A 16,810-nucleotide genomic window follows, 5' to 3' on the forward strand; every position below is an offset into this window, starting at 1 on the left:
GTATTGGGCTGAATACCTAAGATATCGGCAGCAGAACGTGCGGTTACTTCCAATACAAAATATTCAAGCAGTTTTCTTTGCAGACTCTTCTTTAACTTACAGTGGGTTATCTTCATTTTGGCAGCCTATCATGACTGCTAATCTACGTCAGCCCCTAAAACAATAAACGGGAAACAGCGCAGGCGGCGCAAGCCAGCCTTGTGCTTGTTTTGAAGCAGATCCGCCATACGGCGTTATCAGATAACACTTTGATTTTTAATAAGTTTAAAAACCAAATCCGGCGCAGAGCCCGATTGGGTTCTTTTGCTAATGCAGGTAATGAATTGATTGGATTGCCGCAATTTGGCTTGCGCAATCATGCCCAAAATTTCGGGGCGTTTTGATTTTCAGACGGCCTGGGGTTACGCCCCCAACTTCGGCCAATTAAGGCGGATCTTACGCTGCAACGGGTTGCAGATGGAAAATCAGGTTTTCCGCTTTCACCCGCAGCAGCAGGTCGATATTGGGGTGTTTGCCGGGGTTCGCTTCGGCATCGGCAACGTGTTCTGCAAACAGAAATATGCCGCGCTCGGCGGTTTCGGGGTCAAGCACGCCGCCGTATTCCTGCGCCAACGCGTGATAAAGCTTGAGCGAGCCGAGTTTGCCGGGCACGGCGGGGATATGGTGCAGGACTTCGCCGTTTTTGCTGCATACGTTTAAACCGGTTAAGTGGTCGATAGCGGGCAGAGTGGCGAGATTTTCTTGGAAGTTCATAGCGGTATCCGTGTCGGGTGGAGGCAGGTTGGCTGCAGGATTCAAAAGCTGGAATTTTTTGCAGAGCATCATAAAGATTGTGTGCCGCTACCGTATTTCTGCCTGTGTTTGGCTGCAGCGGGGTGTTTTCAGACGGCCGGACACTGTTATCCGGCCGTCTGAAAGGTTTGGTTAGCGGGTGCCGAAAATCTTGTCGCCGGCATCGCCCAAGCCGGGAATGATGTAGCCTTGTTTGTTCAGGTGGCTGTCGAGGGCGGCGGTGTAGATGGTAACATCGGGGTGGGCATGGTTCACGGCTTTCACGCCCTCGGGAGCGGCCACCAAAACCAATGCTTTGATATTGCGGCAGCCTTTCTGTTTCAATAGGTCGATGGTGGCAACCATCGAGCCGCCGGTAGCAAGCATGGGGTCGATAATCAGAGCGGGGCGCGAATCCATGCTGTCGACAAATTTTTCAAAATACGACACAGGCCTGAGGGTTTCTTCATCGCGCTGCAGGCCGACCACGCTGATTTTGGCAGTGGGGATTAAGTCTAAAACGCCGTCCAGCATACCTAATCCCGCACGCAGAATCGGCACCACGGTAAGGGTTTTGCCTTTGATGCGCTCGCCTTCGATTTCGCCGCACCAGCCATCGATAATATAATTTTCGGTGTCGAAATCGCGGGTGGCTTCATAGGCCATCAGCCGCGCCAGCTCGGTGGCAAGGGTGCGGAATTTAAACGTGCTGCATTCTGCTTCGCGCATCAGAGTGAGCTTATGTTTGACCAGCGGGTGGTTGATAATGGTGATGTTCATATTGCGCTTTCTACTATCGGGTGGGGTTTCGGCAGCCGGCGCCGGCCCGCTGTGAAACCATACGGCACGGTTCCGCCCGGTGATACGGTCTGCGGCCGGCCGCCCAATCGGGAGAACCGTATTATACGGCTATTCAAGAAAGGCTTGAAAGGTCAGGGTCGGGAAAAGCCGTCTGAAAGCCGTCTGAAAGCCGGCTGCATGGTTTTCAGACGGCCTGGTTTCTTGTAACAATCCCCCCGAAAAAACCAAACCCCGCTATACCGCCGGTGCACAAATAACGGGTGGTGAAGCATTTCAGACGGCCTTTGCCGAAACCTTGCAGACGTGAATCCCTTCATTTTCGGTGCCGGGCGGCAAGCGGCAGGCAATACGCACACGACAAGGAAGGGATTCACTATAGTAACGAACCGCTTGCCCGGATTCTCAAACCACCCGCGCAACACGGGCCGCCCCAATCATCCGCCCATCGTTTCATCATCGAAACGCCGGCGCTGCCGGGCACAAAACTTCGGTCTGCCCGCTTACAACACCAACGGCGCCACCACAAAACCCAAAGCCACGGCAAACACAATCGCCAATACGCCGGGAATCAGAAACGAGTGGTTGAACACAAAACGGCCGATACGCGTGCTGCCCGTATCGTCCATCTGCACCGCTCCGAGCAGGGTCGGATAAGTGGGCAAAACAAACAATGCCGACACAGCGGCAAAACTGGCCACCAAAATATACACCTGCGAATTGTTTTCCGGCGTGATGCCCAAAGCCAAAACCACAGCGGGCATAATGGCTTTAGCCGTTGCCGCCTGAGAATACAGCAGCATGCTGGCAAAAAACAGCGCCACCGCCAACAGCCACGGATAATTGCCCACCAGCGCCGAAGCGGTTTCTTTCACCGCCTCGATATGGCCGCTCACAAACGTATCGCCCAGCCACGCCACGCCCAGCACGCACACGCAGGCGGCCATGCCCGATTTAAACGTGCTCATGTCCAGCAGCTTGCCGGTGTCGAGTTTGCAGCACATCACAATCAGGCTGGCGATAATCATCATAAAGCTGACAATCGCACCATCGCGCGGCAGCACCGGTTTTTCAATCCAACCCACGGCAGGCGAAATCGCGCAGGCATACAACACCACCGCCACCACCCCGCCGAAGAAAATCCACACCGATGTGCGCGCCCCCGCAGGCAGCTCCCCGCGCCCGTCCGCCTTGTGCGTCTGCACCAAGCCGTCTGCCAGACGCTGTTGGTAAGCCTTGCTTTTCGACAAATCCAAATTGCCGAACAGATTAATCAGCAGCGCCACCAGCATACAGGCGGTGTAAGTGGTAGCCAGCCAAACCAGCAGCAGTTTCGGGTAACTCACTCCCAAAGGCTCGAGCATACCGCTCATAAACACCACGGCCGCACTTACCGGCGAGGCGGTGATGGCAATCTGCGAAGCCACCACCGCGATGCTCAGCGGCGCGCTGGGGCGGATATTTTCACTTTTGGCCACCTCCACAATCACCGGCATCATGGAAAACGCCGTATGGCCCGTGCCTGCGAGAATAGTGAGGAAATAAGTAACTGTCGGTGCCAAAAAATTGATATTTTTCGGATTTCGGCGCAGCAGGCGTTCTGCGGCACGCACCAAATAATCCAAACCGCCCGCCAACTGCAGCGCGGCAATGGCCGAAATCACCGCCATAATAATCAAAATCACATCGTAAGGAACCTTGCCCGGCTCCATGCCCAAAACCAAAGCCAGCACCGCCACACCCAAACCGCCGGTATAGCCGATGGCCAGCCCGCCCAAGCGCACACCGAGAAAAATCACACCCAGCAACACAGCCAGTTGCAGCAATAAAGAAATATCCATTATCTACCTGAATCATCTAAATAAAATAATCTTTATTTGTAACATAATTCCAAAAAACCGGAAACTGCCCCGATGGGCCGGCCATGATGCCGGCCGTCTGAAAAAACTCAAATAAAATTTGAAAAACAATGTATTAACTATTTAACAGACATAATTTCAATTCTTCGGGTGTAGTATTTTGTAAGTTGATTTAAGTCAAAATCCGTTCAGATGCGGGGTATACAATGTTTCTAACGTAATTTTTTAACACCCCTATCGAAAGGATAAACCATGATCAAAGGTATCCAAATCACCCGCAGCAACGATGCCGGTCTGCTCAACTCTTTCTGGCTGCTTGACGATGCAACCCAAGAAGTGCGCTGCCTGTGCACCAAAAGCAGCCAATACCGCGAAGACGATGTTACCGCCCTCTCCTCCTTAGGCGATGTTTCCTACAGAGAAGTGCCGCTGGACATCACCGCCCGCCCGAAGGTGGAAGGCGGCCAACACTTAAACGTGAACGTGCTGACCCGCGAAACTTTGGAAGACGCCGTGGCCAACCCCGACAAATATCCGCAGCTGACCATCCGCGTATCGGGCTACGCCGTGCGTTTCAACTCGCTCACCCCCGAGCAGCAGCGCGATGTGATTGCCCGCACATTCACCAACAGCCTGTAATCCCCATACCGCACAACAGGCCGTCTGAAAATGATTCAGACGGCCTGTTTTCTTTCCCCGCCTGTCGCGCTTCCCGCCTCCCGCTTCACAAGCAAAGGTCTTTCCAACCACCCTTATCCCCCAACCCTTATCCGGCCGATGGAATCCGCCCCTGGCCGTCTGAAACGCCCGGCCGCCCTATCTGCCGTTATCGGTATATTTTTCCTGCACAACCTCCTTAACCGGCTGTGCTTGGGCGATTTTTTCACGCGCCTGCCGTTTCTCTTCTGTATTGGCCGCTTCCTTTTCCTGCACAGCCCCGGCAGCCGGAGCAAACTGAAACTTGCCGTACACCGGAAAATGATCTGAACCAATATTAGGCAACACCTTGATTTCGCTCATCATAAAATCACTGCTGTGGAAAATATGGTCGAGCGGCCATCTGAACAGCGGACAGCCGGCATGAAACGTACTGAACAGCCCGCGCCCTTTGCGCGGATCCAACAAGCCGCTGATTTTCTGAAACAAACGCGAAGTGCGCGACCAAGCCACATCGTTCAAATCGCCGAACACCAATACCGAATGGTTGTTTTGCGCGATTTCTTTGCCCACCAGCAGCAGCTCCGCATCGCGGTCGGTGGAGGTGTCGGCCTCGGTGGGGCTGGGCGGCATCGGGTGCAGGCAGTAAATGTGTATCCATTCGCCCGAGCGCAGCTGCATTTCGGCGGCAATCGAGGGGATATCTTCGGCAACCCAATGGCGGATTTGCGCATTGCGCAAAGGCAGGCAGCTGTATAAATGCATACCGTAAAGATTGTCGAGCGGCACCTTCACCGTGTAGCCGTAGCCCTGCTCCCGCTCCAACACGGCAAGCTGCCGCTCCCACCAACCATCGCTCTCCAGCGTCAGCACCACATCGGGGCTGTAGCGGCTTATCTGCTCGAGCAGCAACTCAAAACGGCGGTTGCCGGTGAGCACATTAGCGGTAATCAGCGACACTGTGCGCCCATTGTCTTCGCCCTGATAATGCAGCACTTCCGGCTTCGATAAGCGCGTATAGGCGGATATTTCTTTCAATTGGTAAACAAAACAGCACACATTCAATATTTCAAACACCACAAACAGCCAATGACCGTGTTGCAGCAAAGCATAGTTGGACACGGCACACAACAGGCTCAACGCAGCAATTTGCGGGCGCGGAAAATCAAAAATGCGGAACGACCAATGATTAAGGTTTGCCAACGGCAGCAGCGTGGCCAAAACCGGCACGCACAACAGGGCAAACAACAGCCGCTCGGCCAGTGAAAAATCGGGCATAAACATTACCAAAAACAAAATCGGAATTTCAGGCGCAGGCCGTTTGCAGGTATCGGCTGCAAACGGTATGGCGTATTCGCACATTTCTGCCGCAGCCTTACCGCATATGCCATATCTGCTGCTCGACAGCGAAATGTGCAAACCCACTATAGCCGATGCTTTTTTATCCCGCAACCGGCCGTCTGAAAACCAGCCGGGGCAGATAAAGTAAAATGCCGCGCGCCCTTTGCCCTTTGCCCGGTATTCCGCACCTTGTGCCCGATAATTTTCTATCGTTTATCCCCCCGGCAAACACAATAATGAATCCGCTTGATGCCGTTACGGTGTTGCCGCGCCCCGGCCGCAAGAGAGCGGCTTTACCAGCCCGCCCGGCGGCAGAGCAGGCTTATGCCGCCCGCACTGTCTGCGGCTTACCGCCAAACAAAACCTTATTCAAACGGCTTCTTCTCCCAATAAAACTTAGCCTTTTTCAGACGGCCTTGAAACACCTCTTCTCCCGCCCCCAATTCAAACACCAGCGCGCCCGACAAATCTGTTCTCAACAAAGTTGCGCCGTGCGCCTTCACACGGTTTTGCACCGCAGCGGCAGGGTGTTTGTAGGCATTGGCAAAGCCGCTGGAAGCCACGGCATATTGCGGCGACACCGCGTTGAGAAACGCCCCCGATGATGAAGAGTCGCTGCCGTGATGCCCCAACACCAACACCTGGCTGAGCAACCCCCTGCCGTATTGTTCCACCAGCTCCCGCTCGCCGCGCCGCCCCAAATCGCCCGTTACCAGCAGCGCCTGCCCGCCCGCCACCGCGCGCAGAACGCAGCTTTGGTCGTTATCCTGCGCCGTTTTGTTTTCAGACGGCCTGAGCCATTCAAAATACACGCCGTCCCATTGCCATTGTTTTTCTCTGCAAAGCTCCGCCTGCGGGTAAAACTGCGGCTGCCCCGCCAGAATTTCACGCGGTTTTTTGGCCTGCACTAAAGCTGTAAAACCGCCGTCGTGGTCGGCATCGTGGTGCGACAACACCAGCGCGTCCAAACGGCGCACGCCCGCCGCATTCAGATTGGGCAGAATCTGCGCGGCTGCAACCGTTTCGGTGCCCGTGTCGAACAACAAATTATGGTTGCGGGTTTGCATCCACACCGACAAACCCTGTCCCGCATCCCAAACGGTAACGTTCAGACGGCCCGGCTGCGGCACACTCGGGCGGTAAAACACAAAACCCGCCAACACCAGCCACCCCCACGGCCTCCAGCCCGAGCCGCGCGGCAGCAACACGGTTAAAGCCGCCGCCACCGCCAGCGGCAATAACAACGGCGGTGCAGCAGCCACGGCATATTCGGGCGCAGCCTGCGCCACCAGCTTCACCAGCCGCAGCGTATATTCGCCCGCCGCAGCCGCCAGCCACTGCAAAGGCGCCAACGGCAGCAGCGAAGCGGCCAGCGCCAACGGAACCAATACCCACGAAAACCACGGAATCGCTACCGCGTTTACCAATGGGCTCAACAGCGGCAGCGAAGCAAACAGGCTGCCCAGTGCCACCACAGACACCGCCGTTACCGCCCATTGCGCGCGCACCGCCACCCGCAGCCCGTGCTCGTTCAGACGGCCTGCCGAAGCCCACAGCAACGCCCCCACCAAACCGAACGACAGCCAAAATCCCGCACCCAAAACCGCAGTCGGATCAAACAGCAACACCCAAGCCAACGCCTGCTGCCAACCCCTCCACGCCGATGCGCCGCTCCCCCGCCACCATGCCCATGCCAACGCCAGCAGCATCAGCACACTGCGCTGGGTCGGCACCGCAAACCCTGCCAAACCCGCATAACACACCGCCGCCGACAAACCTGCCGCCAGCACCCAAAGGCGCGGTGTTGCCGGCACCTGCGGCAACACCCGCAACCCGCATTTCGCCAGCCAGCCCGCCAATACTGCCACCATGCCCACATGCAGGCCGGAAATGCTCACCAGATGGTTCAACCCCAAAGGCCGGAACGACTGCCACGCCTGCCCGCTCAAGGCCGACTGCTCGCCTATGCCCAACGCCCGCATCAAGGCAAGGCCGTCTGAAAAATCCTGCCCGTGTGTATCGGTGTGCTGCCAGCGGCGGCTGATGTATTCCCGCCACCGCAACAGCAGCGGTGGGCTGCCGCCGGGCAGCGCCTGCCGCTCTTTGCCGATCGTGCCCACGCCGCCGATGCCGTTGCTCAAAGCCCACGCTTCGCGGTTGAAGCCGACACGGTTTGCCTCGCCCACCGGCGGCCTCACCCGTGCCTGCACCTGCCAGCGGCTGCCTGCCGGCCAGTCGCGCAGTTGGTAGTCTGCCAACTGCAGGCGGTATTGCCGCCCGCCGCCGTCCACCGCTTTTGCCGTGAAACGCACCCGCTGATCATCGCGCTGCGGCAAATCTGCCACTTCGATGGTTAAGGCCGCCGGAGCCGTCTGAAACAGCGGCCATTGTTTATCCAACGCCGACTGCGTGCGCCAAATGCCGTATAAAGCGCCGCTCAAACACAGCAGCAGCCACGCGGCCGCCCGAAACCGCCAAGCCGGCACCAGCAGGCACAACCATACCGCTGCCAGTAGCGTCCAAGAAGGCACGGCAGGCAGGGCGAACGAAGCGGCAACGCCCGCCGCCCACAGCAGCAGCCACGGTTTCGGCATTATGATTGCTTTCAAAATAATAAATAAAGGTATTATATAAACCGCATGAGCTGGCGGCAATCAGCGGCAGCGTCTATCCGCAAAATAAGCACACAGCGGCAAACCGGGCGCAGCACAGGCATCGTACATCCGCTCCATTTCCATCACAAGACAACCGGCCGCCGGCACTGCTTAAACTCAGGCGCAACCATGCCGTAACAGAAACAGAGTGGATTGAATGGGCCTATGCGGCAACAGCGGTCGTGGAGGTTTCAGACGGGCGGAACACAGCCCGCAGCGATCTCAAAAATACCCGTGCCAAAGCCGGGCGTAACAGAAAGCAATAATAAAGTTCAGCCTAAAACCGGCTGCCATAACAACAGGCCGTCTGAAATTTTTCAGACGGCCTGTTTGCAATCCGGTCAAGCCGGATCAATCCTCATATGCTTGCGGCGGCGGGCAGGAGCAGACTAGGTTTTTATCGCCGTAAACATCGTCCACCCGGTTGACACTCGGCCAGAATTTGTGTTCGCGCACATAAGGCAGCGGGAATACGGCAGTTTCGCGGCTGTAGGCGCGCTTCCATTTGCCGGCCACGTCATTGGCGGTGTGCGGTGCCTTCACCAGCGGGTTGTCGTCTTTCGGCCATTCGCCGTTCTGCACTTTCAGCACTTCCTGCTTGATGGCTTTCATGGCGGCGATAAAGCGGTCGAGTTCGGCTTTGCTCTCGCTCTCGGTGGGCTCGATCATCAGCGTGCCGGGCACGGGAAACGACACGGTGGGGGCGTGGAAACCGTAATCCATAAGACGTTTGGCGATGTCGGTTTCGGTGATGCCGCTCTCGGCTTTCAGCGGACGCAGATCAACGATGCACTCGTGCGCCACGCGGCCGTTTTTACCGGTGTAGAGAATCGGGTAGTCTTCGCTGAGCTTTTTCGCGACATAGTTGGCGTTCAAGAGCGCCCAACGGGTTGCCTGCTCCATGCCCTGTTTGCCCATCAGGGTGATATACATCCAAGTAATCGGCAGAATGCCGGCCGAACCGTAGGGTGCGGCGGAAACAGCGCCCATGCCTTCGGTTGCGCCTTCAACCGGCGTTACGGTGTGGCTGGGGGCAAACGGGGCGAGATGGGCTTTCAGGCCGATGGGGCCCATGCCGGGGCCGCCGCCGCCGTGGGGGATGCAGAAGGTTTTGTGCAGATTCATGTGCAGCACGTCTGCGCCCACTTCGGCAGGCTGCATGATGCCGATTTGGGCGTTCATGTTGGCACCGTCCATATACACCTGGCCGCCGTGGTCGTGAATGATTCGGCAAATTTCGCGGATGCCTTCTTCATACACGCCGTGGGTGGAAGGATAGGTAATCATCAGCGCACCCAAATGCTCTTGGTGTTCGGCCGCTTTGGCTTTGAGGTCTTCGATATCGACATTGCCTTTTTCATCGGTTTTCACCACCACCACTTTCATGCCCAGCATCGTGGCGGTGGCGGGGTTGGTGCCGTGGGCGGATTGGGGAATCAGGCATACGTTGCGGCTGCTTTGGCCGTTGGCTTCGTGGAAACGGCGGATAGACAGCAGGCCGGTATATTCGCCCTGCGCGCCGGAATTGGGCTGAATCGACACCGCATCAAAGCCGGTAACGGCTTTGAGCTGTTGCTGCAAATCGTGCAGCAGTTGCTGGTAACCCTGCACTTGGTCTGCGGGGGCAAACGGGTGGATGTCGGCAAATTCGCGCCAGGTAACCGGCAGCATTTCGGCGGTGGCGTTGAGCTTCATGGTGCAGCTGCCCAGCGAAATCATGCTGCGGTTCATGGCCAGGTCGCGGTCTTCCAGTTTTTTCAGGTAGCGCAGCATTTCGTGTTCGGTGTGGTAGCGGTTGAACACTTCGTGGGTGAGAATGGCATCGCTGCGCAACAGGTTTTCCGGCAGGCATTGCGGCGCTTCGGCGGGCAGTGAGAGCGTGGATTGGCCTGTAAACAACGTATGCAGCACAGCCAAATCTTCGCGGCTGCTTTCTTCGTGGAAAGCGGCAGCCAGCACATTGTCGCCCGCGCGGCGCAGATTGAAGCCGGCGTTTAATGCGTTGCGGTAGATTTCGTCTGCCTTCTCGCTGCTGCCGCAATCCACCGCCACGGTGTCGAAAAACACTTCGTGCACCACTCTGAGGCCGTCTGAATTTTTCAGCGCGGCAGCAAACGCGGCGGCCAGCGCATGAATACGCCTGGCAATGCGCTTCACGCCTTCGGGGCCGTGGTAAACGGCATACATGCCGGCCAGATTGGCCAGCAGCACCTGCGAGGTACAGATGTTGGAAGTGGCTTTTTCGCGGCGGATGTGCTGCTCGCGGGTGGAGAGTGCCATGCGCAGCGCGGGTTTGCCTGCCGCGTCTTTCGACACGCCGATGATGCGCCCCGGAGCGGAGCGTTTGTATTCGTCTTTAAACGCAAAATAAGCCGCGTGCGGGCCGCCGAAGCCCATCGGCACACCGAAACGCTGGGTGCTGCCCAAGGCAATGTCGGCACCGATCTCGGCGGGAGACTTCAACAACACCAAACTCATCACATCGGCAGCCACCGCCACCACCGTGCCTTTTTCTTTCAGACGGCCGATAATCTCCTGCAAATCCAAAACATCGCCGTCTTTGCCGGCATATTGGAACAGCGCGCCGAAAAAATCGCCTTCGGCAGCCGTCTGAATATCGCCCGCCACCAATTCGAAACCGAAATATTTGGCGCGGGTCTGCATCACGTCCAGCGTTTGCGGATACACGCGCCCGTCCACAAAGAAACGGTTGCTTTTCACTTTGCCCACGCGCTTGGCCATCGCCATTGCTTCGGCAGCGGCGGTGGCCTCATCGAGCAGTGATGCGCCGGCAGTGTCGAAACCGGTTAAATCCAGACACACTTGTTGGAAATTGAGCAGTGCCTGCAAACGCCCCTGCGCGATTTCGGCCTGATACGGCGTGTAGGCGGTGTACCAGCCGGGGTTTTCCAGCACGTTGCGCAGAATCACATTGGGCAGGCGGGTCGGGTAATAGCCCAGCCCGATATAGCTTTTGTTCACTTGGTTGCGCGCGGCAACTGCTTTGAGCTTGGCCAGCGCATCGGCCTCGGTGAGTGCTTCGGGCAGATTGAGTTCAGACGGCATCCGAATGCTCTCGGGAACAGTGTTGCCGATAAAGCCGGTCATATCTTTTTCACCCAGCGCAGAGAGCAGCGCGGCCTCATCGTTCAAGCTGAGATGGCGGCGGGAAAATTCGTTATTATCAAATAATTCGTTGAAATTCATGATGTTTCCTTTGCATGAAAAAGCAGCCTGAACGGCCTGCCGTTTGAACCGTGGCAATTTTAAACGCTTTTGCGGGTTTGATGGGGTTTTCTTAAACAGAAATTTCTGTGAATGGTTGCCATCGGCTTAATTATGCGCACCCTGATTTATCAAGCCGTTGCAGGATAAAATCTTTAATGTTTTCCTTAAAAAAGATGCCGTAAAGAAAGAGGCCGTCTGAAATTCAGACGGCCTCTGTTGTTAACGCCACTGTTTCCACTCCCGCCGGCGACACCTTCAAATAGCCGCCGCTGCCGCCGTGCCAGTCAGGCAAAACATAGCGTTGCACCGTGCGGCCGTTGAAACCGTGTTGGTGCACCGCCGGCCGGTGGGTGTGGCCGTGGATAAGGGCTTGGGTTTGCGGGTGGTTGCTTAAGGCCGTCTGAACGCCCTGCCCGGTTACATCTGAAACAGGCGTTTGCCCCACGGCCTGCTTTTTCCGTTTGCTGGCGGCGCGGGCGGCGGCGGCAACACGGCGGCGCAAACCCTGCGGCAGGGCGCGCAGCAGGGTTTGCAGCCACGGTTGGCGGATAATGCGGCGGAAACGTTGGTAGGATAGGTCGCCGGTACACATTTCATCGCCGTGGCTGATTAAATAATGTGTGCCGTAAAGCTCGATTTCGCAAATGTCGGGCAGTAACGTTATCCCCGCCCGCTGGGCATAATCCCGACCAAGCAGAAAATCGCGGTTGCCGCCAATGAAATACACCGGCGCACTTTGGCTGAAGGCTTTCAGCGCAGCGGCCGTCTGAACGGCGGCGGTGTCGGGCATATCGTCGCCCAGCCACACTTCAAACAAATCGCCGAGTATATACAGCGCATCCGCCCTGCCCTGCTGCGCCCGCAGAAATTGCAGAAACAGGCGGTTGAGCGCGGGGGTGTCGTCAGACAAATGCAGATCGGCGATAAACAGGGTTTGCGGCATGGCTGGGCATCGGTTTGTTTTTTCAGACGGCATCATAACGGATTTGTGCCGTTCTATAAAACCCGCTGTTTACAGCAGCTCTGCCATCATGTGTTCATACACCGATGAGAGTTTGGAAATATCTTCGAGCAATACATTTTCGTTGGACTGATGGATGGTGGCGTTCACAAAACCCAGCTCGATCAGCTCGGCGGCCACGGCTTTGATAAAGCGGCCGTCTGAAGTGCCGCCGCCGGTAGAAAGCTCCGCCTCCACACCGCACACGGCGGCAATGGCGCGGCGGGCGGTGTCGGTGAGCCTGCCGGCTTCGGTGAGAAACGGCCGGCCGGAATACGCCCATTCCAAATCATAATCCACGCCGTGTTTGTCGAGAACGGCATGAACCCGCTGCTTCAGGCCTGCTTCGGTAGATTCGGTGGAAAAACGGAAATTAAATTGAACATTGAGCGTGCCGGGTATCACGTTGGCGGCACCGGTGCCGCCGTTGATATTGGAAACCTGAAAGCCGGTGGGCGGAAAATATTCATTGCCGTTATCCCACTTTTCGGCGGCCAATTCGGCCAGCGCGGGCGCAAAAATATGTATGGGGTTGGCCGCCAGGTGCGGATAGGCAATATGCCCCTGCCTGCCTTTTACGGTCAGATTGCCCGAGAGCGAGCCGCGCCGGCCGTTTTTTATGGTGTCGCCCAACACCTTCTCGGCGGTAGGTTCGCCCACGATGCAATAGTCTATCTGCCCGCCACGCGCTTTGAGCGCGTCCACCACTTTGGTGGTGCCGTCAAGTGCATCGCCTTCTTCGTCAGACGTAATCAGCAGCGCGATGCTGCCGGTGTGGTTGGGATGGGCCGCCACAAAACGCTCGCAGGCGGTTACGAAACAGGCGATGGCGGTTTTCATATCGGCTGCGCCGCGCCCGAACAGCCTGCCCTCCCGCTCTGCCGGCTCGAACGGCGGCGACTGCCACTGCGCCAAAGGCCCGGGCGGCACCACATCGGTATGCCCCGCAAAACATAACAGCGGTGCGCTGCTGCCGCGCCGCGCCCAAATGTTTTTGGTGTTGCCGAAATGCATTTCTTCAATGGTGAAGCCTATGTTTTGCAAGCGTTCGGCCAAAATCTGCTGGCAGTTTTTATCATCGGGCGTAACCGATGCTTGGGCAATCAGTTGTTTGGCCAAATCCAGTGATGCGGTGTCGTTCATAGCGTTTCCTGTCGGTTTCAGACGGCCTTTTCGGGCGGCACTGCGGCGGGGAAATATTGTGTTGCGGGAAAGCCGCTCCCAATCATGATTCAGACGGCCTGCAATATCCGCACAACGGATTGGAGCCGTCTGAAATACCGCAGGTGCTAAAACAATCTGCGCTTACAGGGTAAACGTTACCCGGTCGCTGCGCAGTGCGCTGCCCAGCTCGCCTTCGATCAGAATTTTGGTTTGCAGGCAGATTTCGTCTGCGTCAAAAGCCAGCCCCACGCCCTTGGGGCGGTGGGCTGACGTGCGCGCGGGGTTGATCCATGCCACTTTGGTGCGCAGGAATTTTTTGCCGGGGTGGTCGGTGAGCTCCAAAGCCAGCAGCACTTCATCGCCCAGCGAAAAAATATCATCGGTGGGCACAAACAGGCCGCCGTGTTCGAGAAACGGCATATAGCTGTTGTAGAGTGCGGTTTTTTCGCGCAGCTGCAGCGCCATCATGCGGCCGGGCAGATCTTGGGGGGTGTTCATCGTTGGTTTTCCCTTTTGTTAGTGTCAGGTAGTTATTTGTTTTGCCAGAATTCGAGATAATCGGCCAGCAAACTTTCAATCTGCATTTTAACACTCAGCGTGTGGTATCCGTAAGGACTTAAGCGGTTCAGCCGGCCTGCAAGCGTAAACAGCACCGCGCCGGATGTGCGCCTGCCCGTTTGCGCCGATGCCTGCGCGTGTTGCGGATAATACAGCGGCGGCATCTGCTGTTGCGCCAAACCCACATCGAGCAGCCATTTGTGCAGCCAGTCGAGAAAAACGGCCAGCGGCTGCTTGTGTTTGTCGAACTCGGCGGCATAGTCGAGTATCGCCAGCAGGCGCGGGGCGGCCAACAGTTCGAGCAGCGATTCGCGCAGTTTGTCGAGCTCGGGCCGGTGCTCGAACAGGGGCGCGCCGCCGTGGAAAGCCAGCAGGTTTTCGGCATTATCGGTTTCCTGCTGCTGCAAATATCGCAAGGCTTCTTCGTGAGAAGGCGGCGGCAGCACCATCTGGCGGCAGCGGCTTTTGATGGTGGGCAGCAGCTTGTCGCGCGCATGGGTAACCAGCAGAAACAACACGTTTTCAGGCGGCTCTTCCAATGCTTTCAACAGGCCGTTGGCGGCCTGGAGGTTCATGCTTTCGGCAGGGTGCACCAACACAATGCGCCGCCCGCCGCGCACGGAAGTGAGATGGATGTTATCGACCACTTCGCGCACGGCATCGATTTTAATCTGCAGCAATTTGCGCCCCGCCGTTTCGCCATCGGGGATTTCGGGGGTGAGTTCGTAAAAATCGGGGTGGCTGTTTTGCACAAACAGATGACACGAGGGGCAAACGCCGCAAAAACCGCCGGCCGCATCAGGCTGCTCGCACAGCAGGGCTTGGGCAGTATAGCGGGCAAAGGCAGTTTTGCCGGTGTTTGGCCTGCCGATAAACAGCCAGGCGTTGGGCAGGCTGCTGCGGTGCCGGGCAAGCTGCCGCCATTGGGTTTGGTGCCAGGGGTAAATCATAAAAGTAAAAACACGGAAAACGGCCGCAAAGCAGGCATTATACCGCTTTCAGACGGCCTTGATTCTGCTAAAATGCGCTTTAATCCAAAAACCTTTTTTTCAGACGGCCTAACCGATGCGGCCGTCTGAAAATCTTTCAACGGCGGCAACATGAACCACAACAAACCCGAAGTAACCCCCATCGAACGCCCCATACTCACCCCGCCGGGCGGCGGCAGAAAAGTGCTGCTGCACTCCTGCTGCGCCCCCTGTTCGGGCGAAGTGATGGAAGCCATGCTCGCCAGCGGCATCGACTACACCATCTTCTTCTACAACCCCAACATCCACCCGAAAAAAGAATACGAAATCCGCAAAAACGAAAACATTGCTTTTGCCCAAAAACACAATATTCCCTTTATCGATGCCGATTACGATGTCGATAACTGGTTCGAGCGCGCCAAAGGCATGGAAATGGATCCCGAGCGCGGCCGCCGCTGCACCATGTGTTTCGATATGCGTTTCGAGCGCGCCGCCCTCTATGCCCACGAACACGGCTTTCCCGTGTTTACCAGCTCGCTGGGCATCTCACGCTGGAAAAACATGAGCCAAATCAACGACTGCGGCCACCGCGCCGCCGCGCCCTACAACGATGTGGTGTATTGGGACTTCAACTGGCGCAAAGGCGGCGGCAGCGCGCGCATGATCGAAATCAGCAAACGCGAACATTTCTACCAGCAGGAATACTGCGGCTGCGCCTATTCGCTGCGCGACACCAACCGCCACCGCAAATCGCAAGGCCGTGCGCCGGTTAAAATCGGCGTGAAATATTACGGTGGCAAAGAAGAAAACGATTAAACCCGATAAAGTCGCAAAGTTGTTTACACTTTGGGTTTCTGCCTGAATGCCCGTTTGGGGATTTGATGGTTGTTAAGCATACCCAAAGACACTGCCGGGCTGTGCAGCTCTTGATGCCCGACAATCGCGAAACCACCGTTTCGGGCAAACAAAATCCGTTCGGTATACTTTTAAAATATAAACAACCCTGCCTTTTCCAACGGTTTCAACCCTTTTTCTGCCGGTGGGCGGAACATTCCGACAGGCCGTCTGAAAGATACTTCAAAAAAAGATACTTCAAAAACCGGCGGGATTACGCCTGCACGGAGATACAGCGGCCTTGCCGGGCCAATAACGGCAATCAGGGATTTCAGACGGCCTGATGCAGCTGCGGCAGATTTGGCCGAACCTGCCGCCACGCCCGGCCGTCTGAAGCTCTGTTTTTCCCGCCTAACGGTTTCTCCGATGCCCCCGCGCTGTCTGCTTTGCCCGGATACTAGGCTTTTTATCAGGCACACACGGGGGAGCTTTGCAAAATCCTAAAAACCCACAAGAAATCATCTGCCGTTATTCCTGCGCGGGCAGGAAGCCAAACGTTGCGCATCTCAATATTTGAAGCCTTGCAAAGCTAATGGCGATAATCAAACGTTTCAGACGGCCTGAACGAATTTTGCAAAAGTCTCTATTTGTTTTTAACCGATGCTTCAATATTCCCCCGGATTTCCACCCCGAAAGTGGCAGTATTTCATTCTTTCAGACGGCCTCAGGGTTGCTTTTGCAGAAACAGCGGGTTGTTTTAAAAATTTTGGGGCTGAAGTAGATTAGCCCTAAACACCACACCAAAGCCGCAAAGTTTTTAACTGCTGCTTTGGTGTCCCGAAGTTAAAACGAAACTCACATTCTTTCAAGAACAGAGGAAAAGATTTTCGGTCGATTCCGTTGTATTTGCGCAAGACACGTTTCGCCTGATTCCAAAAATTCTCAATGCCGTTGATATGGTTGTGTCGGTCGGCAAAC

General features: G+C 56.4%; 14 protein-coding genes and 2 pseudogenes. 3 read left to right on the forward strand and 13 right to left on the reverse strand.

The window, feature by feature from the left end; all coding sequences use genetic code 11:
* The 4 genes and pseudogenes from IR141_RS10075 to IR141_RS10090 form a co-directional block, all read right to left on the reverse strand.
* Window positions 1-116: pseudogene (locus IR141_RS10075) on the reverse strand (IS1595 family transposase); the annotation flags it as partial.
* A 319-nt stretch (window positions 117-435) separates the two neighbouring features.
* Window positions 436-753 carry a DUF2322 family protein gene (locus tag IR141_RS10080; protein WP_135036754.1) on the reverse strand — a complete coding sequence of 106 codons (318 nt, stop codon included), beginning with the start codon at window positions 751-753 and terminating at the stop codon, window positions 436-438.
* Window positions 754-924: 171 nt separating this feature from the next.
* Window positions 925-1,551, reverse strand: a complete 627-nt coding sequence (gene upp / locus IR141_RS10085) for a uracil phosphoribosyltransferase (protein ID WP_135036756.1) — start codon at window positions 1,549-1,551, stop codon at window positions 925-927.
* Between the two features lie 521 nt (window positions 1,552-2,072).
* Window positions 2,073-3,410 (reverse strand): anaerobic C4-dicarboxylate transporter, encoded by a 1,338-nt coding sequence (locus IR141_RS10090; RefSeq protein WP_135036758.1) that lies wholly within the window; start codon window positions 3,408-3,410, stop codon window positions 2,073-2,075.
* 270 nt (window positions 3,411-3,680) lie between these two features.
* Between IR141_RS10090 and grcA the strand changes: the two genes are divergently transcribed.
* A complete protein-coding gene (gene grcA / locus IR141_RS10095) occupies window positions 3,681-4,067 on the forward strand; it encodes an autonomous glycyl radical cofactor GrcA (RefSeq protein ID WP_135036761.1) in 387 nt (128 codons plus the stop codon).
* 177 nt (window positions 4,068-4,244) lie between these two features.
* Here grcA and IR141_RS10100 read toward each other — a convergent pair whose 3' ends face one another.
* On the reverse strand, window positions 4,245-5,447 hold the full coding sequence (locus IR141_RS10100; RefSeq protein ID WP_228068223.1) for an endonuclease/exonuclease/phosphatase family protein: 1,203 nt from the start codon (window positions 5,445-5,447) through the stop codon (window positions 4,245-4,247).
* Between IR141_RS10100 and IR141_RS10105 the strand changes: the two genes are divergently transcribed.
* A complete protein-coding gene (locus IR141_RS10105) occupies window positions 5,431-5,574 on the forward strand; it encodes a hypothetical protein (protein ID WP_167743162.1) in 144 nt (47 codons plus the stop codon). The genes IR141_RS10100 and IR141_RS10105 overlap by 17 nt on opposite strands.
* Window positions 5,575-5,791: 217 nt before the next feature.
* On the opposite strand, the gene IR141_RS10110 is transcribed toward IR141_RS10105, so the two are convergent.
* The 6 genes from IR141_RS10110 to IR141_RS10135 form a co-directional block, all read right to left on the reverse strand.
* Window positions 5,792-8,020: a DNA internalization-related competence protein ComEC/Rec2 gene (locus IR141_RS10110; RefSeq protein ID WP_135036764.1), complete on the reverse strand. Its 2,229-nt coding sequence runs from the start codon at window positions 8,018-8,020 to the stop codon at window positions 5,792-5,794.
* Between the two features lie 411 nt (window positions 8,021-8,431).
* The gene (gene gcvP, locus IR141_RS10115; RefSeq protein ID WP_135036767.1) at window positions 8,432-11,287 is read right to left on the reverse strand and encodes an aminomethyl-transferring glycine dehydrogenase; all 2,856 of its coding nucleotides are present in this window, start codon (window positions 11,285-11,287) and stop codon (window positions 8,432-8,434) included.
* A 223-nt stretch (window positions 11,288-11,510) separates the two neighbouring features.
* On the reverse strand, window positions 11,511-12,251 hold the full coding sequence (locus tag IR141_RS10120) for a UDP-2,3-diacylglucosamine diphosphatase (protein ID WP_135036769.1): 741 nt from the start codon (window positions 12,249-12,251) through the stop codon (window positions 11,511-11,513).
* A 69-nt stretch (window positions 12,252-12,320) separates the two neighbouring features.
* On the reverse strand, window positions 12,321-13,451 hold the full coding sequence (gene dapE, locus IR141_RS10125; RefSeq protein WP_135036782.1) for a succinyl-diaminopimelate desuccinylase: 1,131 nt from the start codon (window positions 13,449-13,451) through the stop codon (window positions 12,321-12,323).
* Between the two features lie 162 nt (window positions 13,452-13,613).
* Window positions 13,614-13,970 carry a PilZ domain-containing protein gene (locus tag IR141_RS10130; RefSeq protein WP_135036785.1) on the reverse strand — a complete coding sequence of 119 codons (357 nt, stop codon included), beginning with the start codon at window positions 13,968-13,970 and terminating at the stop codon, window positions 13,614-13,616.
* Window positions 13,971-14,002: 32 nt separating this feature from the next.
* Window positions 14,003-14,980, reverse strand: a complete 978-nt coding sequence (locus IR141_RS10135; protein WP_135036787.1) for a DNA polymerase III subunit delta' — start codon at window positions 14,978-14,980, stop codon at window positions 14,003-14,005.
* A gap of 150 nt (window positions 14,981-15,130) precedes the next feature.
* Here IR141_RS10135 and IR141_RS10140 point away from each other — a divergent pair, with 150 nt between their 5' ends.
* Window positions 15,131-15,814 (forward strand): epoxyqueuosine reductase QueH, encoded by a 684-nt coding sequence (locus IR141_RS10140; protein WP_135036789.1) that lies wholly within the window; start codon window positions 15,131-15,133, stop codon window positions 15,812-15,814.
* Between the two features lie 23 nt (window positions 15,815-15,837).
* Here the strand turns inward: IR141_RS10140 and IR141_RS13870 are convergent, their stop codons facing one another.
* Both IR141_RS13870 and IR141_RS10145 read right to left on the reverse strand, forming a co-directional pair.
* Complete coding sequence (locus tag IR141_RS13870; RefSeq protein WP_255518820.1) at window positions 15,838-15,966, reverse strand: hypothetical protein; 129 nt, start codon at window positions 15,964-15,966, stop codon at window positions 15,838-15,840.
* A gap of 654 nt (window positions 15,967-16,620) precedes the next feature.
* Window positions 16,621-16,810 (reverse strand): annotated as a pseudogene (locus tag IR141_RS10145) (IS1595 family transposase); the annotation flags it as partial.

Source organism: Neisseria sp. 19428wB4_WF04 (genome assembly GCF_015235335.1).
Lineage (GTDB): Bacteria > Pseudomonadota > Gammaproteobacteria > Burkholderiales > Neisseriaceae > Neisseria > Neisseria musculi.

What these genes read in the sequence shown, in the direction of transcription:
- IR141_RS10110 (WP_135036764.1), bottom strand. Translation starts at nt 8,020, where the DNA reads ATGCCGAAACCGTGGCTGCTGCTGTGGGCGGCGGGCGTTGCCGCTTCG.
- dapE (WP_135036782.1), bottom strand. Translation starts at nt 13,451, where the DNA reads ATGAACGACACCGCATCACTGGATTTGGCCAAACAACTGATTGCCCAA.
- IR141_RS10100 (WP_228068223.1), bottom strand. Translation starts at nt 5,447, where the DNA reads ATGTGCGAATACGCCATACCGTTTGCAGCCGATACCTGCAAACGGCCT.
- IR141_RS10080 (WP_135036754.1), bottom strand. Translation starts at nt 753, where the DNA reads ATGAACTTCCAAGAAAATCTCGCCACTCTGCCCGCTATCGACCACTTA.
- gcvP (WP_135036767.1), bottom strand. Translation starts at nt 11,287, where the DNA reads ATGAATTTCAACGAATTATTTGATAATAACGAATTTTCCCGCCGCCAT.
- grcA (WP_135036761.1), top strand. Translation starts at nt 3,681, where the DNA reads ATGATCAAAGGTATCCAAATCACCCGCAGCAACGATGCCGGTCTGCTC.
- IR141_RS10105 (WP_167743162.1), top strand. Translation starts at nt 5,431, where the DNA reads ATGGCGTATTCGCACATTTCTGCCGCAGCCTTACCGCATATGCCATAT.
- upp (WP_135036756.1), bottom strand. Translation starts at nt 1,551, where the DNA reads ATGAACATCACCATTATCAACCACCCGCTGGTCAAACATAAGCTCACT.
- IR141_RS10135 (WP_135036787.1), bottom strand. Translation starts at nt 14,980, where the DNA reads ATGATTTACCCCTGGCACCAAACCCAATGGCGGCAGCTTGCCCGGCAC.
- IR141_RS10090 (WP_135036758.1), bottom strand. Translation starts at nt 3,410, where the DNA reads ATGGATATTTCTTTATTGCTGCAACTGGCTGTGTTGCTGGGTGTGATT.
- IR141_RS10140 (WP_135036789.1), top strand. Translation starts at nt 15,131, where the DNA reads ATGAACCACAACAAACCCGAAGTAACCCCCATCGAACGCCCCATACTC.
- IR141_RS10130 (WP_135036785.1), bottom strand. Translation starts at nt 13,970, where the DNA reads ATGAACACCCCCCAAGATCTGCCCGGCCGCATGATGGCGCTGCAGCTG.
- IR141_RS10120 (WP_135036769.1), bottom strand. Translation starts at nt 12,251, where the DNA reads ATGCCGCAAACCCTGTTTATCGCCGATCTGCATTTGTCTGACGACACC.